The sequence below is a fragment of the Bacteroidales bacterium genome (genome assembly GCA_031276035.1).
Classification (GTDB): Bacteria; Bacteroidota; Bacteroidia; order Bacteroidales; family BM520; genus RGIG7150.
Genome location: JAISNV010000013.1, coordinates 81,895 through 104,348 on the forward strand (window position 1 = coordinate 81,895; position 22,454 = coordinate 104,348).

Consider the following 22,454-nt stretch of genomic DNA (forward strand, 5'->3'; position numbering starts at 1 on the left):
TTTAAGATTCATATATTATTTTTTATTATATCTTTGTACCTTAATTGAAAATCCCCAAATTAGGGGTTAAAGATTTGTTATTCTGTATATTTTTAATAAAACAACTAAACTTTTAAAAAGATGAGATACAAGCATTTATTTTTAACTACTATTTTATGTTTATTTATTTTTGCGGGAAATGCGCAGGTTATTGTAAAAATTGGCAATGATGAAATTCTAACTGAAGATTTTATCGCTTTATATCAGAAGAATAACGACCCTGATCTTACAATAGAACAGTTAACAAAAGAAGAATATCTCGATCTTTATATTAACTTCAAATTAAAAGTTAAGGAAGCCGAAGCATTAGGAATGAACCAGGAGCGTTCATTTATTAGAGAATTTAACGGATATAGGGATCAACTTGTAAAACCTTTTTTAGTTGACAGTTCCGCTTACGAAAACTTGATAAAAGAATCTTACGAACATATGAAATATGATCTCAGGGCAAGTCACATTTTAATTAATCTCCCTGAGATGGAAGTGAGCAGTGATACTATTTATGCTTGGAATAAAGCAATCTCAATCAGAGATAAATTTTTAAAAGGTGAAGATTTCGGAGATTTGGCATATAAATACTCAGACGACCCATCGGCAAGGGAAAGAGATTGGGACGGAAGAAAAATTCCTGCAAACAGAGGCGATTTAGGCTATTTCTCCGCATTTGATATGGTTTATCCTTTTGAAAATGTAGCCTACGAAACAAAAATCGGTGAAGTTTCAATGCCTGTAAGAAGCAAGTTCGGCTATCATATAGTTTATGTAACAGATAGAATTCCTTCATTAGGAGAATGTTCGGTATCACATCTTTTATTAAGAGTACCGGCAGATGCTACAAAATCTGATTCTGCAAAAATAATGGAAAGAGCTCAGGCTTTGTATGACAGAATGATGAAAGGTGAAAATTTTACAACTTTGGTTAAGGAATACAGTGAAGATAAATCAACCAGTGATATTGGCGGGCAGTTAAGAATTTTTACATCCAGTAAACTTGAACCGACTTTCATTAAGTATGTTTCAACTTTGCAAAACCCCGGTGATATAAGTGTTCCGTTTTTTACTCCATACGGCTGTCATATTGTTAAACTCGACAAAAGAGGTAAACTGGGAACATTGGAGGAAGAAACCCCTATTATCAAAAAAAGAATAACCGGCTCGGATAGGTTAAAGATTCAAAACGATCTTTTATACATTCATCTGCGCAATGAATATAATTACAAATTAAACGGCGATAACTACAATGAAATACTTCCATTAATAGAAGAGCATTTCAAAAATCTTTCCGTAATAAAGCTGGACGAAAATAAAGAATTATTTACCTATTCTGACCGCTCTGCAAGTCAGAATGATTTCATAACTTATATGTTCGTCAATGAAATGGAAATGCCTACAGGGTATTCTAAAGCTAATATTCTAAAATATCTTGACAATTTTGTTAACACAAAGCTCTTTGAAATTGAAGCAGAAAAAATTGCAAATGAAAACTCGGAGTTCAAATTATTATTACAAGAATACTATGACGGTATATTATTATTTAATATTAATGATGAGTTTATCTGGAAAAAAGCTATGAACGACAGCTTAGGATTGGCAAATTATTACGAAAAGAATAAGGATAATTATTATTGGAAAGAACGCACAAACGCTACGCTATATACAATTAGTGATCCTTCTACCGCCAAGAAAATCAGAAAATCTATTATTAAAGGTTATGATGATAAGGAAATTGCAAAAATGTATGCAACCGACAACAACCCCAGACCAATAAATGTAGAGAAACGTTTGTATGAACAAGGCGAAAATACTGTAATTGATACAGTTGATAAAAAAGTCGGCATTTCAAAAGTAATAAATAATAACGGCAAAACTTATCTTGTAAAGATAAATGAAGTTATTCCTCCGAAAAACAAAACATTAAGTGAATGTAGAGGTTCTGTAATTTCCGATTATCAAACATACCTTGAAGATGAGTGGTTAAAGGAATTAAAAGAAAAATATCCGGTAGTAATCAACTACACCGAACTCGAAAAAATAAAATAATGAAAATCACACATATAAATATCTTTATATTAATCATATTAGTTTTTTCCTCCTGTTCTTTAAAAAAAGATAAGCAGGAACAGGAAAAAGCTATTGCAAGAGTATATGATAGATATTTATATCCGTCTGATATTATCGGAATAAACTCAACTAAATTAAGTGAAATAGATAGCATTGAGTTTATTAAGGCTTATACCGGTTCATGGATAAAAAATCAATTACTGCTATACAAAGCCGAATCAAATCTTACCGAAGAAGATTTGGACATCGACAAATTGATTGAAAATTACAGAGAGTCATTAGTTATTTTTACATACGAACAAAAAGTTATTGAACAAACTCTAGATACTATTGTTACCGAAATCGAAATTGAAAATTATTACGAAAACAATAAAAGTAATTTTGAATTAAGACAAAATATTGTCAAGGTATCTTATTTAATAACTAAGTCTAAAGTAGTTAAGAAACCTGCCGAAATTAAAAAATGGCTTATGTCTGATAATGAGGATGATCAATACAAACTTCAGAAATTTTGTGAAGCAAATGCCGAAAAATATTATTTTGATGAAAATAAATGGTTCCTTTTCAGCGATATTATTAAAGAAATACCGATAGACACTTATAATGAAGAGGCTTTTTTAAAAACAAATAATTATATTAATTTTAAAGATTCGGACTACGAGTACTTTATTTACATCAAGGATTTTATGGCAAAAGAAAGTATTTCTCCTTTAGAATTTGTAAAGTCTAACATAAATAACATTATCATCAATAAAAGAAAGAAAATGTTATTGCAACAGATTGAAAACGATTTATATAAAACAGCTCTAAAAAATAACGCAATCGATATTTATTAATATTAAAATACTTTTATAAACGATAACAGCGACCTTAATGAAAACAATAAAAAAAATACTCATAATCTCTTGTATATTTTTGACAAGTACGGTTTTTGCTCAGGAAAATTCTAAAATAATTGATGAAGTAATAGCAATTGTCGGACAGGAAATGATAATGCTTTCCGATTTAGAAAATCATTATCTTCAATACAGATCAAGTTTACCGGACATAACCAAATGTGAAGTACTTGATGATTTATTATTTCAAAAATTATTGATTACTCAAGCCGCAATAGATTCAATAGAAGTTAACGAAGCTTATGTTGAAATGGAATTGGATAACAGAATACGTTATTTCATTTCATCTATGGGTTCTAAAGAAAAGTTTGAAAGTTTTTACGGTAAAAAAGTCGATGAAATTAAAAACGAATTTAGAGAATCTATTAGAGATCAAATGATAGTTGAAACTGTTAAAGATAATATTACAGTAAATACAAAGATAACACCTACAGAAGTTCGAGAGTATTTCAATTCTATCCCGAAATCCGAAGTACCTGATATTCCCGCTGAATACGAAATTTCGCAAATCATTAAGAAACCAACTATCAGTGTTACGGAAATGGAAGTGGCATATAATAAAATTGCCGGAATTCGCGAACGTGTAATTAATGGCGAAGACTTTTCAACCATGGCGGTACTTTATTCCGAGGATCCGGGTTCCGCATCGCAAGGCGGATCTATAGGTACTGTCGGAAGAGGTGATACATATCCTGACTTTGAAGCCGCTGCTTATGCTCTTAAACCCGGTGAAATATCTAACGTTATTAAAACCCAGGCAGGTTATCATATAATAAAATCTATCAATCGTATGGGAGATTATATTGATGTTCAACATATTCTTATTGTCCCGAAAGCTTCTCCATACGATTTACACAGAGCAAACCAGTTTTTAGATTCTGTATATAATGTTATTAAAAATGATACAATGTCTTTTGAAACTGCTGCCAGAAAATTCTCTGATGATCCGGGAAAAATCAATGGTGGTATTATTGTAAATCCTTATACCGGAAATACTTGGTTTGATGCGACACAATTAGGTAACTACGACGCACAATTGTTTTTTATTATTGATAAACTCCAAGTTGGTGAAATTTCGCGGCCGTCAAAAATGATGACGGAAGACGGCAATGAAGCTTACAGAATTCTACTTCTTAAATCGCGTACCGTACCTCATAAAGCTAATTTAAGAGACGATTATAATAAGATTCAGGGTTGGGCAGAACAAGAGAAAAATACTCTTACTATTGCTAAATGGGTAAGATCTAAAGCTGCAAAAACATATATTTTTATAAAAGACGAATATCAGAATTGTGATATACTAAATAAATGGATTCAAAAATAATATTATGAATAAAGAAGATCACGTAAAAGAATTTAATGAATTTGTTTCCGCATATAAACGATTAAAAGAAGAAATAGCGAAAACTATTGTAGGGCAAGATAAGGTTGTTGACGATGTACTTATAGCCATTTTCAGTAAAGGTCACGGACTGCTTGTCGGAGTTCCTGGATTGGCAAAGACTTTATTGGTTAGCACAATTGCCAAAGCATTAAATTTAACATTCAACAGAATCCAGTTTACTCCCGACCTTATGCCGTCGGATATTATCGGTGCCGAAATTTTAGATAAAAATCGTGATTTTACTCTTATAAAAGGCCCTCTTTTTTCTAATATCATTTTAGCTGACGAGATAAACCGAACACCTCCAAAAACACAATCCGCACTTCTGGAAGCGATGCAGGAAAAATCTATTACGATTGGTAAAGAAACTCATAAACTTGAAGAACCCTTTTTTGTTCTTGCAACACAAAATCCGATTGAACAAGAAGGTACATACCCTCTGCCCGAGGCTCAACTCGACAGATTTATGTTTAATATTGTTTTAGATTATCCTTCATTTGATGAAGAGGTTGAAATTATTAAACGTACTACCGCCAATGAAATGCCGGAAACAAATGTTATTCTTTCAAAAGAAGACATTATCAAATATCAGAATATTGTGCGTATGATTCCGGTTCCCGATAATATTTACAGATATGCAGTAAATATAGCGGCACAAACCCGCCCGTTTACACCACAAGCTCCTGAAATTGTGAATACATACTTATCATGGGGCGCAGGGCCGAGAGCTTCGCAATATCTTATCCTCGGTGCAAAATGTCATGCGGCTATCCACGGTAAATTTTCTCCGGATTTTGAAGATATAAACGCCGTAGCAAAATCTATCCTTCGCCATCGTATTGTAAAAAATTACAAAGCGGAAGCAGAAGGAATTTCTCAAGATTACATTGTTGATCAACTTTTAGAGAAATAATGATTCTTCGAACCGAAAATCTGGTCAAAGTTTACAAGAAACGTGCTGTTGTAAACAATGTTTCAATAAATGTTGAACAGGGCAGTATTGTCGGGTTATTAGGTCCTAACGGAGCAGGAAAAACCACATCATTTTACATGATAGTCGGATTAATAAAACCGTTATCGGGAAAAATATTTTTAGAAAACATGGATATTACCGAAATGCCCATGTATAAAAGAGCAAAGCTGGGAATCGGTTATCTACCGCAAGAAGTATCCGTCTTCAGGCATTTAAGCGTTGAAGACAATATTTATTCTATTTTAGAATTTACAGACAGGACAAAAGCCGAAAGAGAGGAGAAACTTGAATCTCTTTTAAAAGAATTCGGGCTTGACCATGTTAGAAAGACAAAAGGAATTTCTTTATCCGGCGGCGAAAGAAGAAGAACAGAGATTGCGCGTTCATTAGCTGTAGATCCGAAATTTATTCTTTTGGATGAACCTTTTGCCGGCGTAGATCCTATCGCGGTAGAAGACATTCAACGCATAGTCAGACAATTAAAAGAAAGAAATATAGGAGTAATCATAACAGACCATAATGTACATGAAACTCTGAGCATTACAGACAGAGCTTATCTTTTATTTGAAGGTAAAGTTTTAAAATCCGGCACAGCCGAAGAGCTCGCCGCAGACGAAATGGTAAGGAAAGTTTATCTTGGCGAGCATTTCGAACTAAGAAGATAAGAGAGATTCTTTTATTACTTTACAGCCTTATCTTGTGTATTGAATTTACTTAATGACAATCTTTTGGCTTGAAGTACTATTATCTTCGAAAGATATCTTAAGAATATAAATTCCATTGGAATATTTACCGGTAATAATTTTGGCATTAGAAACATTATTTAATTTAACTTCATCTATAAGTTGACCTAAATTATTATATATTTCTACCCTATTTATATTTTTATCGGAATTTATAATTACATAGTCATCGGCCGGGTTGGGATAAATTCTAACATTACTATTATATCTATTAATTCCCTGGCCGCTGGTATAAATATAATCTGCTATGCGAACAGATTCAATACCATTGTCATATACAGCTGAAACTTTTACTATGTATAATTCATTAAAATTTGTTTGAAAAGTATAAGATGTTTCTGTAATATCGGAAGCTACTAATTCATCATTGATATAAACGTTATATCCTGTAAGACCGGATTTAAAAGGAGCTTCCCAAGATGCAAAGCACGTTATACCTAAAAATTCATCCAATTGAAGATTTTTCGGCGGAATATTATCAAGTTGCTCTTTTTCCAATAAATAATTTCCATTATAAATAGTTTTACTAACCGGATCCTGAACAAATACAACAACTTCCAAATCATCATATTCTTCAACAAAAGTATTTGATAAATCATATTGGAAGGTAAAATTTTGGGGATCAAATTGTTCAAAACTTGTAGATGTTCCATTTCCATCAGGAAGCATTTTCATCATAACATGGTAAAAATCCGTTTCGCCGTTATTTCCTACATTTCCGGTTGTATGCTTTTCATTTACAGAAACATAAACTGCAAGATTTTCTAAATCTTCATAAGCAACAATATTGAAATCGATATTAACATTTGTGTCATCGATATTAAATGCTCCCCGAATTTCAAGAATAGGAATTTGTTTTGCAAAATAAAATTTAAAGAAACTCTCAAAATTAAATGTATTCAAAATATTTCCATTAAAAAATATTTTAGGAACACTCTCTACTTCATAAAAGACTTTTCTTAATCCGCCGTCGGCATTATAATACGGGTCTCCTATTCCCGGCCAATTCATCTGATATTTAGAAATTACCGTTTGTTCTGAATAAATATCCAGAAATTCCGACATAGCTTGATTGGCTGAAGGGCATGGAGAACAAGTAGAGCTTGTGAAGTGATCTATCAACAAACGTTTTTCACCTAAGGCGGTATAAGCATGAAGATTCATATTTAAAGAATTATTGGCCGGCTCTTGATCATCTTGTCCGTTTATCTTATCAATCTTAACAGTTAAAGTATAATCCTCATTTAATGTTAATGAAGTTTTTTCTGAAAAAGTTAAACTATATATTTCATTCTGAGCTATTGATAAAGAATTGAAAGTTTCGGTAATCAAAGACATACCATCAAATTGATAACTTGCTTCAATTGATGTTATTGTTTCTCTACCTTTATTAGCAAAAGTAAAAGCAACTTCGTTCCAACCCTGCTGTACAGCTTCAGCAATGCCGTCAATTGATAATAGTTGTGCATCATAATCTACAAGACTATACAAAATAACATTATCAATAGCCCATCTTTTAGCGGTCATACCTGTTTCATCACTATGAAAGAAAAAACAGAACCTAAAATTTTCACTACCAACATCCGGACTGTTAATTTCTATTGAAGCATATTCTATGGGAGAAGGATATTGAGGAGAATCTTTCTCATAAACAATATTCCAAGTATTACCATTATTAGAAGTAGTAGCAACACCTAACAAACATTCTCCCATATTTTGAACTAAATATTGAAATTCCAATATTAATGTTCCGTTATGATTTGAAAGATCTATGACGGGAGAACCTAAACGACCGGTTGTTCCGGTTAATGCCGGAACCCACATCATAGAGATTTCATAGGGTTCGCCACCTGCTTGATTAGAATTGGCAAGTGACCAATTTGAAGTGCTCCAGCTTAATATTTCCCAACCTTCAGGAAAATCAGCCTCATCAAAAGATTCGCTGATATACAATGCTTTACTTTGGGCAGATAGTCCAACACAAAAAGCAATCATTAATAAAAATGTGTAAAGTTTTTTCATGTGTAAGATTTTAATTAATTATAATTTAAATGCAAATCTAAATTAAATTTTCTTAAAATCAAAGAAATCAGATATTAACATGTGCGAGTTCGTAATATCGTCCCTTAAGGTTCATTAATTCCGTATGAGAACCTCTTTCCACAATTCTTCCCTTTTCAATAACTAAAATTTCATCGGCATTTTTCACTGTCGATAATCTATGGGCAATAACAAAACTCGTACGACCAACCATTAATTTATCAATTCCTTTTTGTATTAAAACTTCAGTTCTTGTATCAACATCGCTCGTAGCCTCATCTAATAATAAAATCGGGCGGTTTGCAATCGCAGCACGGGCAATATTCAACAATTGGCGCTGTCCCTGACTAAGATTAGAACCATCGTTAGTTAAAACAGTATTATAACCATCGGGAAGGCGTTTAATAAAAGAATGTGCGGCAGCTAATTTTGCTGCATCAATAACTTCATCATCAGTTGCATCGAGTTTGCCGTAACGTATGTTTTCCATTACAGTTCCTGTAAACAGGTGAGTATCTTGCAAAACAACCGCAAGAGATTTTCTAATATCTTCTCGATTAATTTTTTCATGAGAAATACCGTCGAAAAGAATTTCACCTTTTTGCGGATCATAAAAACGCGGAATAATATTGAAGATTGTGGTTTTCCCCGCACCGGTAGAACCTACCAAAGCAATCTTTTTACCCGGAGATGCCTGAATATTAATATCTTTAAGAACTTCATGGTTTTCAATATAAGAGAAAAAAACATTTTCAAATACAACATCGCCCTTCAAATTAACCGGATTGTCATTGTTTTTAATAAGATCAAGTTCATTTTCCGGCTTTTCGTCAATAACATTGAAAATTCTTTCAGCTCCGGCAATAGCAGCCTGCAGAGTATTGTATTGATTAGACAATTCATTAATCGGACGACCGAACTGACGCGAATATTGTAAAAAAGTTGCCAATCCACCAAGATCAAGTCCGCGAGTAAATGCAAGGAAAGCACCTACAATTGTTATCAGCACAAAATTAAGAGTGTTCAGATTATGCATCATCGGCATCATAATTCCGGAATACAGTTGTGCCTTGCGAGCTTTTTCACGTAAATCCTCATTCAATTTATCGAAATCTTCTTCCGATCTTTCTTCATGATTAAATACCTTAACAACTTTCAATCCACCGATATTTTCCTCAACATAAGCATTTTCGGCACCTAAAGCTTTTTGCTGCCATTTGAAATATTTCTTACTGCGGGTAACAATCATTCTCGCCGCCAAAAGCATAACAGGAATCATTAAAATAGTAACTACTGTGAGAATCGGACTGATATAAATCATTAATACTAAAATACATATAAGCGATAGTGCATTGCTGAAAACACTTGATAAAGTTTCGGTTAAAACCTCACTAACTCTATCAATATCATTGGTGAAGCGACTCATTAATTCACCATGCTTATTTTTATCAAAAAATTTTATCGGCAATGATTCCATCTTAACGAATAACTCGTATCTCAGTCGTGCAACTGTTCGTTCCCCTATCCTGTTCAGCAAAATATTTTGAAAGAAGACAGTCAGCAATCCTAAAATATAAATACAACCAAGAATAATAAGCATTCTAAGCAATCCTGAAACATCCTGAGGGATTATATAATCATTGATAATCGGGCGTAAAAGATAGGAACCGCCAATGTTTGTTGCAGTGCTCACAATAATAAGAAGGAAAACGGCAAGCAGCAATTTCTTCTCTTTAGAAAGATATGAAATCAATCTTAGAATAGTGCCCTTAGATTCTCTAAGTTTTTTTTGTTTATGTTCTTTTACCATTAACTTATCATTAATTGTTGTGAGGTAAAAATTTCATTAAATATTTCCGATTTTTCCAGTAGTTCGTTTGGTTTTCCGATTGATTCAATTTGTCCGTCATCAAGTACAACAACATAATCACAAGAACTCATAGAAGAGTATCTTTGAGTAACCATTAACACTGTTGTATCCGTAAGATAATTTTTCAGATTATTCATGATTTTGCTTTCGGTATCGGTATCAACAGCGCTGGTGCTATTATCAAGAATCAATATTTTAGGTTTTTTCAGAATAGCTCGGGCAATACAAAGTCTCTGTTTTTGTCCGCCCGATATATTTACACCACTTTGACCAAGAATAGTTTCATAACCTTCAGGGAATGACATAATAAAATCGTGTGCTTCAGCAATTTTACTCACTTCTTCCAATTCTTCCATTGAAGCATTTTCATTACCCCATCTTAAATTAGAAGCAATTGTTCCGCTGAAAAGTTCATTCTTCTGGAGAACCATTCCTATAGATTCCCTCAATTCATGCAAAGAATAATCTTTAATATCCCTTCCGCCGATAATAATTTCGCCGGAAGTAATATCATATAAACGCGGAATCAAATGCAGCAAAGTTGATTTTGAAGATCCGGTAGCCCCGGCAATAGCAACTTTGTCGCCGTTATTTATTTTTAAATTGATATTTTTCAAGACAAAGTTTTCGCTATCCTTATTATATTTAAAACAAACATTTTTAAATTCGATACTTCCCGAATTTACTTTGTATTTATCTACAGCACAATTCTGTGAGTCAGAGATAGAGACTTCTTTATGCATTATTTCCCTAATCCTTGTTGAAGAAGCCGAAGCGCGCACCATCATAACAAGTGTCATAGAAACAAACATCAGAGCCATAAGTATCTGCATGGTGTAATTAAGCATTGAAATTAATCCGCCAATTTGCATCTGCCTGGAACCGCCAACCCAGAGAATCGCAATAACAAGAGCATTCATAATAAATTGCATTACAGGCATCGCCATAACAATCAAATCCAAAGCCTTTATAAAATTATCTCTATATTCTAAATTTGCTTCTTGAAATTTCTCCTTTTCATAATCTTCGCGAACGAAAGATTTAACAACCCTGATATTTATTAAATTCTCCCTGATAATTCTATTTAGATTATCCAACTTTTTCTGAACGCTTGAGAACAGAGGATAAGCTTTGCGCATAAGTATCGCAACGGCAATTGCAAGAATAGGTATTGCAAGTCCTATATACAGAGCTATCTGCGGATTAATTCTGATGATAAAAAAGAATGCGAGAATCATCATCAAAGGAGCACGGTAAAGTACCATCATAATACGAATAATAACTTGCTGCAGCATTGTCGTATCATTTGTCATTCTTATTATCAAAGATTCCGAACCGAATGAATCAATATCACTAAATGACATTTTTTGTATCTTGGAAAACAGCGCCTTACGAATATCCGTAGCAAATCCCGTTCCAGTTTTTGATGCACAATAAACATTGGATACACTAAAAATAATTCCTAAAACCGAAAGTGCAACCATTATACCGCCGACTTTAAAAATACGCGGCATATCACCTTTCATAACGCCATTATCAATAACATCAGCCATTAATGTAGGTTGTAAAGTTTCGCATAGCACAAAGCCGAATACCAATATCGGGCTTAAAATGATGTACCGCTTGTAAGTTTTAAGTATCTTCCAGTAATCTTTCATGTTGAAAAATTGATTTGCAAAGATAAGAAAAAGTGTTGAAGAAAAATGCGTAAAAGATATAGAAATTCGAAACTTAAAACTCATAAATATCAAATTCGATAAACTTCCGATAGCATTATAAAAAACTTTTATACCAAACCTCTCAACTCTCAACTATTTATTATCTTTGCGGTCAATATGAAAAATCTTTTTAGTGATTTAAATTCTTCTCAAAAACAAGCAGTTGAACAACAAGACGGACCTGTAATGGTTATTGCGGGTGCCGGTTCGGGTAAAACACGCGTTCTTACTTACAGAATTGCTCATCTCTTGCAGCATGGTGTTGATGCATTTAACATCATGGCATTAACTTTCACTAATAAAGCGGCAAGAGAAATGAAAGAACGTGTCTCAACACTTGTTGGCAGTGAAGCACAAAATGTTTGGATGGGAACTTTCCACGCTATTTTTGCACGACTGCTTAGAGCCGACGGACATTTACTGGGATATCCGCATAATTTTACAATTTACGATACCGATGATTCGAAAAGTGTTTTAAAAAAAATAATTAAGGATTTGGAACTTGATCCTAAAACATATCCGCCTAACTTAGTATTGTCAAGAATTTCTGCAGCAAAATCGAGGTTGATTTCAAGTAAAGAATATAATGAACTTCCCGAACTTTCCGAACATGATCGTTCCGTTGGAAAACCGGAAATCGGGAAATTATACACTTTATATCAGCAAAGTTTATTTCGCTCATCCGCAATGGATTTTGATGATATTATTTTCAACTTCTATATTCTTATTACAAATTTTTCTGAAGTTTTAGCTAAATATCAAAAACGGTTTAAATATGTTTTAATTGATGAGTTTCAGGATACTAATACTGCTCAATATCAAATAGTAAAACAAATTGCCGCTCCTGATAATAATATCTGCGTTGTAGGCGATGATGCACAAAGTATTTACGCATTCCGGGGAGCAAACATCGGAAATATTCTCGGTTTTGAAGCCGATTATCCGCACCTGAAAACTTTCAAGCTCGAACAAAATTACCGCTCCACATCACATATTGTTGAGGCGTCCAATTCGGTTATTGCAAAAAATAAACATCAGATACATAAAAATCTATGGACTGATAATGAAGACGGCGAATTAGTCAGATTGTTTCAAGCGGTTAGTGACGGCGAAGAAGCATCAAAGGTCGCAAGTTTTATCTTCGAAAAGAAGATGAATCAACAATTGAAAAACAGCGAGTTTGCAATTTTGTACAGAACAAATGCGCAATCGCGTTCTTTTGAAGAGGCGCTCAGGAGGATGAATATACCTTACATTATTTATGGCGGACTTTCGTTTTATCAAAGAAAAGAAATCAAAGACCTGTTGGCGTATTTCAGGCTTGCCGTAAATCATAATGACGAAGAAGCTTTAGCGAGAATAATTAATTATCCCGCGCGCGGAATCGGTCAAACTACTTTCGAAAAGATACAGAATCTTGCTGCCGAACACGGTACATCTACCTGGCAGGTTTTACACAACACAGATGGCTTGCGCACATTAAAAATTTCTATCAATACAATTAACAGGATTGATGAATTTGTAACCATGATTACTAATTTCGGACATAAGGTTTCCAAAACAGATGCTCATTCATTGGCAAAGGAAATCTCAGTTAAATCCGGAATCATCAGAAACATTACTGAAGACAGTACGCCTGAAGGAGTTGCTCGTTTGCAAAATATTGAGGAATTAATAAATGCTATCGGCGATTTTACGGAAAAACGTAATGCCATGACTGCTGTTGAGAATTTAGGTGAAATTAATCCCGAAGAGCTTATCACTTTGGATATGTTTATGCAGGATGTAGCTTTACTTACAGACAAAGATACTCAGGATGACGACGATAACAACAAGGTTCAACTGATGACTATTCACGCGGCTAAAGGTTTGGAGTTTTCACATGTTTTCGTAGTCGGAATGGAGGAAAATTTATTTCCGGGTGCGCAAAGCATTTATTCCCGTGAAGATCTTGAGGAAGAAAGACGATTATTATATGTAGCTTGCACAAGGGCTCAAAAATCACTAACCCTGTCCTACGCTGAAAATCGTTATCGTTGGGGTTCATTAATGTCGTCCGAACCGAGCAGGTTTTTAAAAGATTTCGATTATTCACATTTTCATACTCCTGAAAGAAGTGCAAACAAATTCGGAGTTTTATCAAATATTCATGGTTTCGATGAAGAAAAACCTGTTTTCAGACCGTCAAATACGGTTAACACGAAAAACTTAAAACCTATTGATAATAATAAGATTGTTACTCCAAGCAACCAACCTCCACTCGATTATAATACAATTCAGATAAACGACCGTGTAATACACAGTAAATTCGGTGAAGGTGTTGTTATTAGTTTAGAAGGAAACGGGCCTAATAAAAAAGCAAAAGTAAATTTCAAACATTTTGGGGAAAAATTATTACTTTTGCATTTTGCTAAGTTACAAAAATTGAATTAAGAAGTACTTTTATTTTAGGTTAGATATAGAAACGGATTTTTAAATAATATTTAAACAAATAAAATTCTAATAGGTTTTAAAAAAAATTGCAATAATTAAAAAAAATATTATTTTTGCAAAACTTTTATTAAGATTCATTAAGGTTTTTGATAAAAAAGGAAAAGGTCAAGGATAAATGTTTGAAGATTTGGATCTCAAAAATGAATTAATTGATAAATAAAGGCAAAATTAATAAATCTGGAATTTGAAATCTAAAATGTGGAGTATAACGGAATCGAACCGTTGACCTTTTGACTGCCAGTCAAACGCTCTAGCCAACTGAGCTAATACCCCAACTAAAAAGCGATGCAAAATTAATAATAAATTTTGAATTAAAATAATAAAAATAAAAAAGTTGTATAAACCCAAAATAAACACAACGAATAAAAATGTTAATTCATTGACATTGACCTATAATTAAAAATGTTTTATACTTAAACACAATTAAATTTCCCTTATGGAATATAACACAGAGAGAGAGAAGTTATTTCTACCCGAACATGGCAGAAATATACAAAAGATGATTGAAAGCATTACAAAAATTGAAGACAAGGACAAACGCACAAAATATATTTACGGTTTGGTAAACGTACTTTACAACCTTAATGACGGCGACAATAAAGACGGCAACTATCTTCGTAAACTTTGGGATCAAATACATATTATGTCTAATTATGAGCTTAACGTTGATAGTCCTTTCCCTCCTCCAACACCGGAAGAAATATATGCAAAACCAAACAGGATTCTTTATAATTCAAATCGTATTAAATTCAGGCACTACGGCAATTTAACACAAATGCTAATAAACAAAGTTGTAAATCTTCCCGAAGGAGAGAAAAAAGATAGAGCTATTGTTATGTTAGCCACACAAATGAAAAAACTTTATCTTATTTGGAACCGAGAAAGTGTTGACGATAAGCTTATAATTGAAGATATGCAAGCTATAGCCGAAGGAAAGCTTGATATTAATAATAAGATAAAACTGCCTTCAACCGCTTTATTACTAAGTCAAGAGAAAAATAGAGTCTTAAAAAGTATTGAACCCGAACCTGCAAAGGGTAAGAATAAAGGCAAGAAGAAAAACGCAGTAATAAATAAAAACAAAAAAATAAAAGCCAGAAGATAATCAATACTAAATTATAATGGCAACAACATTTAAAATCAACGGCGGCAAACAACTAAGCGGCGACATTACTCCGCAAGGAGCTAAAAACGAAGCTCTTCAAGTACTCTGCGCTGCCCTGCTTACTCCCGAAGAAATAAATTTTACAAACGTTCCGGATATCATCGACGTAAATAAACTCTTGGATCTAATATCTTATTTAGGTGCGGATGTTAAGAGATATCAAGATAAAGTAAGTATTAAAGCCGAGAATATTTTTATTGGTAGAATGCTCGATAATGACTTTGCTTTAAATGCCGGAAAACTGAGAGGTTCGGTAATGCTTGTAGGTCCGTTACTTGCACGTTACAAACACGCATATATTTATAAACCCGGCGGTGATAAAATCGGCCGGCGCAGATTGGATACACATTTCCTCGGATTAGAAAAACTCGGCGCTAAATTAAAATATAGCAACGATAACAAATTCATCATTGTTGAAGGCAAAAAACTCGAAGGCAAATATATGCTTTTGGATGAAGCTTCGGTAACCGGAACGGCAAATATTATTATGACTGCCGTAATGGCTGAAGGGAAAACAACAATCTTCAATGCCGCTTGTGAACCGTATATTGTTCAATTATGTAGAATGTTGACAAAAATGGGTGCAAAAATAAACGGAATCGGATCTAATCTTTTGGAAATAACAGGAGTTCATAAACTTAAGGGTTGCGAACATACTTTACTGCCAGACATGATTGAAATAGGTTCATTTATTGGGTTGGCGGCAATGACTAATTCCGAAATTACAATTAAGAATGTATGTTATGATGAATTAGGACTAATTCCTACTGTTTTCAGCAGACTCGGAATAAAAATGGAAAGAACCGGTGATGATTTATTAATACCCAAACAAAATCATTATGAAGTAGAAACATTTTTCGACGGATCTATAATGAATATTGCCGATGCACCATGGCCGGGATTCTCTCCTGATTTGATAAGTATAGCACTTGTAACTGCTATCCAAGCCAAGGGAAGCGTTTTAATACATCAAAAAATGTTCGAAAGCAGATTGTTCTTTGTTGACAAACTTATTGAAATGGGCGCACAAGTTATTCTTTGTGACCCGCATAGAGTTACGGTAATCGGATTAAACCGGGAACAACAACTAAGAGGTATTGAAATGTCATCTCCCGATATTCGCGCCGGAGTAGCATTGTTGATTGCCGCACTTTCAGCCAAAGGCACAAGCATAATTCATAATGTAGATCAAATTGACAGAGGTTATCAAAATATTGACGGAAGATTAAACGCTTTGGGTGCAAGAATTGAGAGAATATGAGGGAAAGGGGAAAGGTAGATGTATTATGACTGGAAATGACAAAATACCGGCAAGTTTAGGATTAATGCTAATATTGATTAAGGAAATAAACTAATATTACATTCTATCAAGTCATGAAATGCAACACCATGCAAATTATAAACATAAATTATTGAATATTTTAATAACGAAATTTATAAAACTAAAAAAATATTTATATGAAAAAGAATCTAATTTTAGCATCTGTAATATGCTTAATAAGCATATCAACTTTTGCGCAAGACACACAACAAGACTCCACAGCAGTAGAAAAGAAATGGAAATTCGGGTTAACAACTTCCATTAATTTTTCACAAGTAAGTTTTACCAATTGGGCTGCCGGTGGCTCAAACAGTTTGTCGTTAAACTCATTCGTTAACACTTTTGCCAATTATCATAAAGACAGACACCTCTGGGAAAACGGCCTTCAACTGGGTTACGGTACCATTTATACTAAAGACGAACCTATAAAGAAAAGTGACGACAGAATTAATTTTGACAGTAAATATAGCTGGTCTCTCAATAAATTATTCAGATTAGCTGCAACACTGAATTTCAAAACCCAATTTTCCAATACATTTGAATATAAAGATGATGTTGACCCGAAGCTTGTTTCAAGTTTCATGGCACCAGGTTATCTTTCTGCCGGTATTGGCATTGATATTGTGCCTTTAGATTGGCTCACAATTAACGTATCGCCCGCTGTTGCAAGGTTAACATTTGTTACTATTGAAGAATTACAAGTGCAATACGGCAACGATTTAGGACAAATATGTAAAACAAGATTCGGCGGATTAATTAAAATCGACTTAAAAAAGGAAATATTCAAAAATGTTGAGGTTGCATCAAATCTTCTTTTATTTACCGATTATCTTGATGAAGCTCCCTTTGATGTGATTGTAAATTGGGATGTATTTATCATTATGAGAATCAACAAATTTTTATCGGCAAACTTAACCACAAATCTTATCTGGGATAAAGATATTTTGACTACAGATACTAATAATGACGGCATTAATGATACCGCCAAAGTTCAATTTAAAGAATTATTCGGAATAGGATTTACGTTTTCGTTCTAAGATTACTAATTCCAAATTTCATATTATTATCAAAAAAATTTAATCCCTAATAAAATGATTCAGAGAAAACAAACATTATTTTTACTAATTGCCGTAGTAGCATTAATTCTAATGCCGTTCTTCCCCATAGCAAAATATTACGGCGACTTTTCATTTGTATTAAACCTTTTCAGTTTTAAAGATTTAACGGGAGAATCACCTTTCTCTTCAGTGTACAATATTCCTTTGATTGTTGTTTGGGGATTAACATTATTATTGAGTATCATTACCATTCTTCTTTATAAGAAAAGAAATCTACAATTAAGATTAACGAGCATTGCTATCGGATTAATCATGGTTTTTCTGCTTTTGGTTTTCATTTATTATACACCAATGATTGAGCGGGAATTTAAAGCGTTTGATATCAGCACTGTTTATAGCGATTGCATAAGTATATATTTACCGATTATCGTTTTCATTTTCTTAATTTTAGCTTATAGATTTATTAATAAAGATATTAAGATGATAAAATCTCTTGATAGAATTAGGTAGAAAAAATCGAAATAAAAAACAAAAGATATTATTTATCAAACGAGATGAAAATTAATATAACTAATGGTTTTCCGGAATCGTTTATGAAAATTTTCATCTCGTTCGATATGATAACAACATTAACTTCAAACATTAAACCTTATCGCTTTCGTCAACAAATAAAATTAATTATAGATTATATTAAAAATTATTTTATCTTTGCAAATCAAATATGTACTCTTTAATAAAATATATGTTTAGTTAAGAGCATATTCAATTTCAAAACAATTTCTAAACCGAAGCATTTTCGCTTCAAATTATTTCATAATAAAAAAATATTTATGTACGATTTAAATGAATTAGAAGGCAAACTTCTTAGTGAGTTGCGGTCAATTGCTAAAGAATTGGGCGTTCCTAAAACTAACTTCTTAAAAAAACAAGAACTGATATTCAAAATATTAGATCATCAAGCCTTACAAACTAGTAACAACAAATACAATTCCGACAATAAAAAAGACGACAAAAAACCTGCAAATAATCAACAAAAAAATAAGAACAATACTGAAAAACCAAAACAAAACAAAACTAACGAAGAGAAAATTGCAGAAAACAATCGGACTGAAGAAAATCATAATGATAAATCAACCAATAATGAGCAATCGCAAAAAAATAAACGTCCGCGCCAAAGACAACGCGTAGCCGTTAATGCCAACAACAAGTTAGCGAGCTCTTCTACCAACACTAATAACTCATATATAAAGGTAAGTTCGGAAGTTGAAAACGAACCCAAAAAGAAACCATTATTCAATAATTTTAATGATAACGACGATAACGGATTCCTCACATCAATAGAGCATAATGCTAAAGTTTCTGTTGATATGTCCGACAATAATAATCAGTTCAACAATAACGATACTTATAAAGTTTCCAAAAAAACGCATGAGAATGTAAATGAAGAGAAACACGTTGAAAAAGTTAACAATAAAGAAAACGAAAGCAAAAAGAATATTAAAAGCGAGGAAACTGTTGTAACAAATAATAATAACAATAACAACAGAATTTCTAAAAATAACAACCAGCAAAACAATCAGAAAAATCGTAATAATAACGATAATAATAAGCAACGAAATAGAAATAACACCAAAGATTCTGTTTCCACTGTTGATTTGGAAGTTGTTGTTTCTGCCGAAGGCGTTCTTGAAATAATGCCAGAAGGTTACGGGTTTTTAAGAAGTTCCGATTATAATTATCTTAATTCTCCTGATGATATTTACGTTTCTCAATCGCAAATTAAGTTATTCGGATTAAAAACCGGTGATACTATTAACGGACAAATTCGTCCGCCGAAAGAAGGAGAAAAATATTTCCCATTGATAAAAGTAGAATATATAAACGGTAAAACTCCTGAGGAAGTAAGAGACAGAGTTCCTTTCGATTTCTTAACGCCCCTATTTCCGGAAAAGAAATTCAAACTCACAGAACATCCTTTTGAAACATTATCATCAAGAGTTATTGATTTATTTGCTCCTATAGGTATGGGACAGAGAGGTTTGATTGTTGCTCAGCCTAAAACAGGTAAAACCGTTTTACTAAAAGAAATAGCAAATGCAATATCATACAATCATCCTGATGCATATCTTATTGTTTTACTTATTGATGAGCGTCCTGAAGAAGTAACAGATATGAAACGCAGCGTTAGAGCGGAAGTTGTTTCATCTACTTTTGATGAGCCTGCAGACAGACATGTAAAGATTGCAAATATTGTTCTTGAAAAAGCCAAAAGAATGGTAGAATGCGGTCATGATGTAGTAATTCTACTTGACTCAATAACTCGTCTTGCACGTGCATACAACACAGTTTCTCCGGCATCTGGAAAAGTATTATCAGGTGGTGTTGAAGCTAATGCACTTCAAAAACCGAAAAGATTCTTCGGTGCAGCCCGTCAAATTGAAAACGGAGGTTCGCTTACAATACTTGCTACCGCTCTTATAGACACAGGTTCTAAAATGGATGAAGTTATCTTCGAAGAATTTAAAGGCACCGGTAATATGGAGCTTCAACTCGACAGAAGGTTATCCAACAAGCGTATTTATCCGGCTGTTGATATTGTTGCATCAGGAACAAGACGCGAAGATCTGCTGATAAACAAAGATATTCTTCAACGTACTTATATTATTAGAAATCATTTGGCAGATATGACACCCGTTGAAGCTATGGAATTTATTCGCGACCGCATGAAAAACACTAAGAACAATGTGGAATTTCTTGCGAATCTAAACGAATAAGTTTAGATATTAAAGGTTAGTTTTTTATTTCCGGAGTTTATCCGTGCACGATGCCCCTGAATCAGGACAACAATCTTTCTCTAAGTTTGCCGATTTAAATGTTAGCGTCATAACCTTTAAGGAATACGCAATTTTACTGAAAAAATAAATAAAAAGCGGGAGATTTATATTCTCCCGCTTTTCCGTATAACTTTGCTCCTATAGAAAATACTGTCTATTTAAATAAAAGTCAGCATTTCTTTAATCGTGATTATTGGTGTTAACTCTTAATCAACTTTATTGCTTTTCCGTTTATCCTCAAATAATATATTCCCCGCAAATATCCGCTTATATCTATTTTTAAGGATTTATCTTCTATATATTATATTTTCTTTCCGGCGGAGTTGAAGATAATCAGTTCTTCTATTATTTCATCAGATTCAATATTAATATAATTTACAGTCGGATTCGGATACACTTTTATTTCTACGGAATAAGCATCAATAGAAAGAGGAATGACAACAACTACCATTGTATGATTTTCAGAAACATTCTCGAAGGTATAATATCCATCACTTAAGGCTTGCGTGTTATTAACTCCGTCTACTAAAACTTTATCTATAGAATAATCTGCTTCTGCCGAGAATGTAAAGGTTTGATCTTCTCCTTCAGCAACCACTACAATTCCTTCGGGCGAGATTGAGCCGCCAAAACCGGAAACACTTGCATCTAACTCATAGGATAATACATCTAAGCGCGTAACAACAATAGTATATGTTTTCCTTGTGGTTACGTCTTCCGCTGTTACTATAATATCAAAACTATTTGTTCCGAATTAAATAGTATCGCAAACGCCAATAATAAAATTTTCTTTTCCATAGTGTTGTTAATAAGAATATTAATAATATATATTTTACTCAAATACAATCTTTCCTTTATAACTCTTCTTACCGTTACTCAATAATGCAGTATATATTCCCTTTGCATCTAAATTTAATTTTATACCTGCTTCTTCAATACCGTTATCTATATTGATTTGTTGCAATAACTTTCCCGAAATATCATAAACTGATAAGCTTAATCCGCTTTCATGTAAAAAATCCTGAGGCAGGATTATTTTGCAACTGCCTGCGGTAGGATTGGGATAAATAACCAACTGCTCGCTCCCAGCCTCATCTTCATAATCTTCAATTCCAAAGGCTAATATATTAAACTCTTTCCACACTGGAGCTTCTTTGTAAAGAGATACTGATGCAGCTGGAACATACAAATTACACGCACTGACATTTACATCTTCAAAAACATTTGGATCAATAGATAGCGGAACAGGATTATGGTTGATAACGGATGTAAGATTTTTGCAAGCTATAAAAGCACCTTGTCCTATATTTGTTACATTGTCTGGAAGAGTTACGGAAGAGAGACCGCATACACTAAAAGTAGCTTCATCAATAAATGTAACACTATTTGGAAGAACAATGGAATCCGGATTAGAATTAGTAAAAGCATTGCTCCATAATTTTGTAACACTGTTGGCAATCTTAATAGACGAAAACTGTCGGCAGGCATAAAACGCCATTTCTCCAATACTGGTAACACCATACTCAATAACAACAGCGCTAAATTCAAAATCGTGCCACGGGGATGGCCAACTGCCCGGCATGGGAGGAGGATAATTGAGCATTTCACCTTCTCCGCTGATAATCAGTGTGTCATTTTCTATTTTCCAGTTAAGCGGTCCTGTAATTCCGCCTTGCGAGAATACACTTACAATATTAAATAGTATCGCAAATGCCAATAACAAAATTTTCTTTTTCATAGGGCTGTAAAATAAGAATATTAATAATATATATTTTACTCAAATACAATCTTTCCTTTATAACTCTTCTTTCCGTTACTCAATAATGCAGTGTATATTCCTTTTGCATTTAAATTTAATT

At 33.3% G+C, this 22,454-nt stretch carries 16 protein-coding genes and 1 tRNA gene; 11 read left to right on the forward strand and 6 right to left on the reverse strand.

Annotated features, from left to right (window positions below; translation table 11 throughout):
- The first annotated feature begins 120 nt into the window (after window positions 1–120).
- Genes LBP67_03660 through lptB form a run of 5 tightly spaced genes read left to right on the forward strand, consistent with a single transcriptional unit; the run spans window position 121 to window position 6,018 of the window.
- A complete protein-coding gene (locus tag LBP67_03660; protein ID MDR2084073.1) occupies window positions 121–2,079 on the forward strand; it encodes a peptidylprolyl isomerase in 1,959 nt (652 codons plus the stop codon).
- The gene (locus tag LBP67_03665; GenBank protein ID MDR2084074.1) at window positions 2,079–2,936 is read left to right on the forward strand and encodes a hypothetical protein; all 858 of its coding nucleotides are present in this window, start codon (window positions 2,079–2,081) and stop codon (window positions 2,934–2,936) included. The genes LBP67_03660 and LBP67_03665 overlap by 1 nt, the downstream gene beginning before the upstream one ends.
- A gap of 37 nt (window positions 2,937–2,973) precedes the next feature.
- Window positions 2,974–4,320: a peptidylprolyl isomerase gene (locus tag LBP67_03670; GenBank protein MDR2084075.1), complete on the forward strand. Its 1,347-nt coding sequence runs from the start codon at window positions 2,974–2,976 to the stop codon at window positions 4,318–4,320.
- Window positions 4,321–4,324: 4 nt separating this feature from the next.
- The gene (locus LBP67_03675) at window positions 4,325–5,293 is read left to right on the forward strand and encodes an AAA family ATPase (GenBank protein ID MDR2084076.1); all 969 of its coding nucleotides are present in this window, start codon (window positions 4,325–4,327) and stop codon (window positions 5,291–5,293) included.
- On the forward strand, window positions 5,293–6,018 hold the full coding sequence (gene lptB, locus LBP67_03680; protein ID MDR2084077.1) for an LPS export ABC transporter ATP-binding protein: 726 nt from the start codon (window positions 5,293–5,295) through the stop codon (window positions 6,016–6,018). The genes LBP67_03675 and lptB overlap by 1 nt, the downstream gene beginning before the upstream one ends.
- Window positions 6,019–6,063: 45 nt before the next feature.
- On the opposite strand, the gene LBP67_03685 is transcribed toward lptB, so the two are convergent.
- From LBP67_03685 to LBP67_03695, 3 genes are all read right to left on the reverse strand, one after another.
- Window positions 6,064–8,118 carry a T9SS type A sorting domain-containing protein gene (locus LBP67_03685; protein MDR2084078.1) on the reverse strand — a complete coding sequence of 685 codons (2,055 nt, stop codon included), beginning with the start codon at window positions 8,116–8,118 and terminating at the stop codon, window positions 6,064–6,066.
- 67 nt (window positions 8,119–8,185) lie between these two features.
- Window positions 8,186–9,946: an ABC transporter ATP-binding protein/permease gene (locus LBP67_03690; GenBank protein ID MDR2084079.1), complete on the reverse strand. Its 1,761-nt coding sequence runs from the start codon at window positions 9,944–9,946 to the stop codon at window positions 8,186–8,188.
- Window positions 9,946–11,664, reverse strand: a complete 1,719-nt coding sequence (locus LBP67_03695; GenBank protein MDR2084080.1) for an ABC transporter ATP-binding protein/permease — start codon at window positions 11,662–11,664, stop codon at window positions 9,946–9,948. Before LBP67_03695 ends, LBP67_03690 begins: the two co-directional genes overlap by 1 nt.
- 177 nt (window positions 11,665–11,841) lie before the next feature.
- Here LBP67_03695 and LBP67_03700 point away from each other — a divergent pair, with 177 nt between their 5' ends.
- The gene (locus LBP67_03700; protein MDR2084081.1) at window positions 11,842–14,157 is read left to right on the forward strand and encodes a UvrD-helicase domain-containing protein; all 2,316 of its coding nucleotides are present in this window, start codon (window positions 11,842–11,844) and stop codon (window positions 14,155–14,157) included.
- Window positions 14,158–14,416: 259 nt separating this feature from the next.
- Here LBP67_03700 and LBP67_03705 read toward each other — a convergent pair.
- Window positions 14,417–14,490: transfer RNA gene (locus LBP67_03705), tRNA-Ala, on the reverse strand.
- Window positions 14,491–14,653: 163 nt separating this feature from the next.
- On the opposite strand from LBP67_03705, the gene LBP67_03710 reads away from it, so the two are divergent.
- The 5 genes from LBP67_03710 (at window position 14,654) to rho (ending at window position 20,535) form a co-directional block, all read left to right on the forward strand.
- Window positions 14,654–15,322, forward strand: coding sequence for a DUF4290 domain-containing protein (locus LBP67_03710; protein ID MDR2084082.1), 669 nt, complete (start codon window positions 14,654–14,656; stop codon window positions 15,320–15,322).
- A 16-nt stretch (window positions 15,323–15,338) separates the two neighbouring features.
- The gene (gene murA / locus LBP67_03715; protein MDR2084083.1) at window positions 15,339–16,643 is read left to right on the forward strand and encodes a UDP-N-acetylglucosamine 1-carboxyvinyltransferase; all 1,305 of its coding nucleotides are present in this window, start codon (window positions 15,339–15,341) and stop codon (window positions 16,641–16,643) included.
- A 197-nt stretch (window positions 16,644–16,840) separates the two neighbouring features.
- Complete coding sequence (locus LBP67_03720) at window positions 16,841–17,740, forward strand: DUF3078 domain-containing protein (GenBank protein ID MDR2084084.1); 900 nt, start codon at window positions 16,841–16,843, stop codon at window positions 17,738–17,740.
- A 54-nt stretch (window positions 17,741–17,794) separates the two neighbouring features.
- Window positions 17,795–18,271: a DUF4293 domain-containing protein gene (locus LBP67_03725; protein ID MDR2084085.1), complete on the forward strand. Its 477-nt coding sequence runs from the start codon at window positions 17,795–17,797 to the stop codon at window positions 18,269–18,271.
- A gap of 320 nt (window positions 18,272–18,591) precedes the next feature.
- Complete coding sequence (gene rho, locus LBP67_03730; GenBank protein MDR2084086.1) at window positions 18,592–20,535, forward strand: transcription termination factor Rho; 1,944 nt, start codon at window positions 18,592–18,594, stop codon at window positions 20,533–20,535.
- A 361-nt stretch (window positions 20,536–20,896) separates the two neighbouring features.
- Here rho and LBP67_03735 read toward each other — a convergent pair whose 3' ends face one another.
- On the reverse strand, window positions 20,897–21,193 hold the full coding sequence (locus tag LBP67_03735) for a T9SS type A sorting domain-containing protein (protein MDR2084087.1): 297 nt from the start codon (window positions 21,191–21,193) through the stop codon (window positions 20,897–20,899).
- A gap of 234 nt (window positions 21,194–21,427) precedes the next feature.
- A complete protein-coding gene (locus LBP67_03740; GenBank protein MDR2084088.1) occupies window positions 21,428–22,333 on the reverse strand; it encodes a leucine-rich repeat domain-containing protein in 906 nt (301 codons plus the stop codon).
- Window positions 22,334–22,454 lie beyond the last annotated feature (121 nt).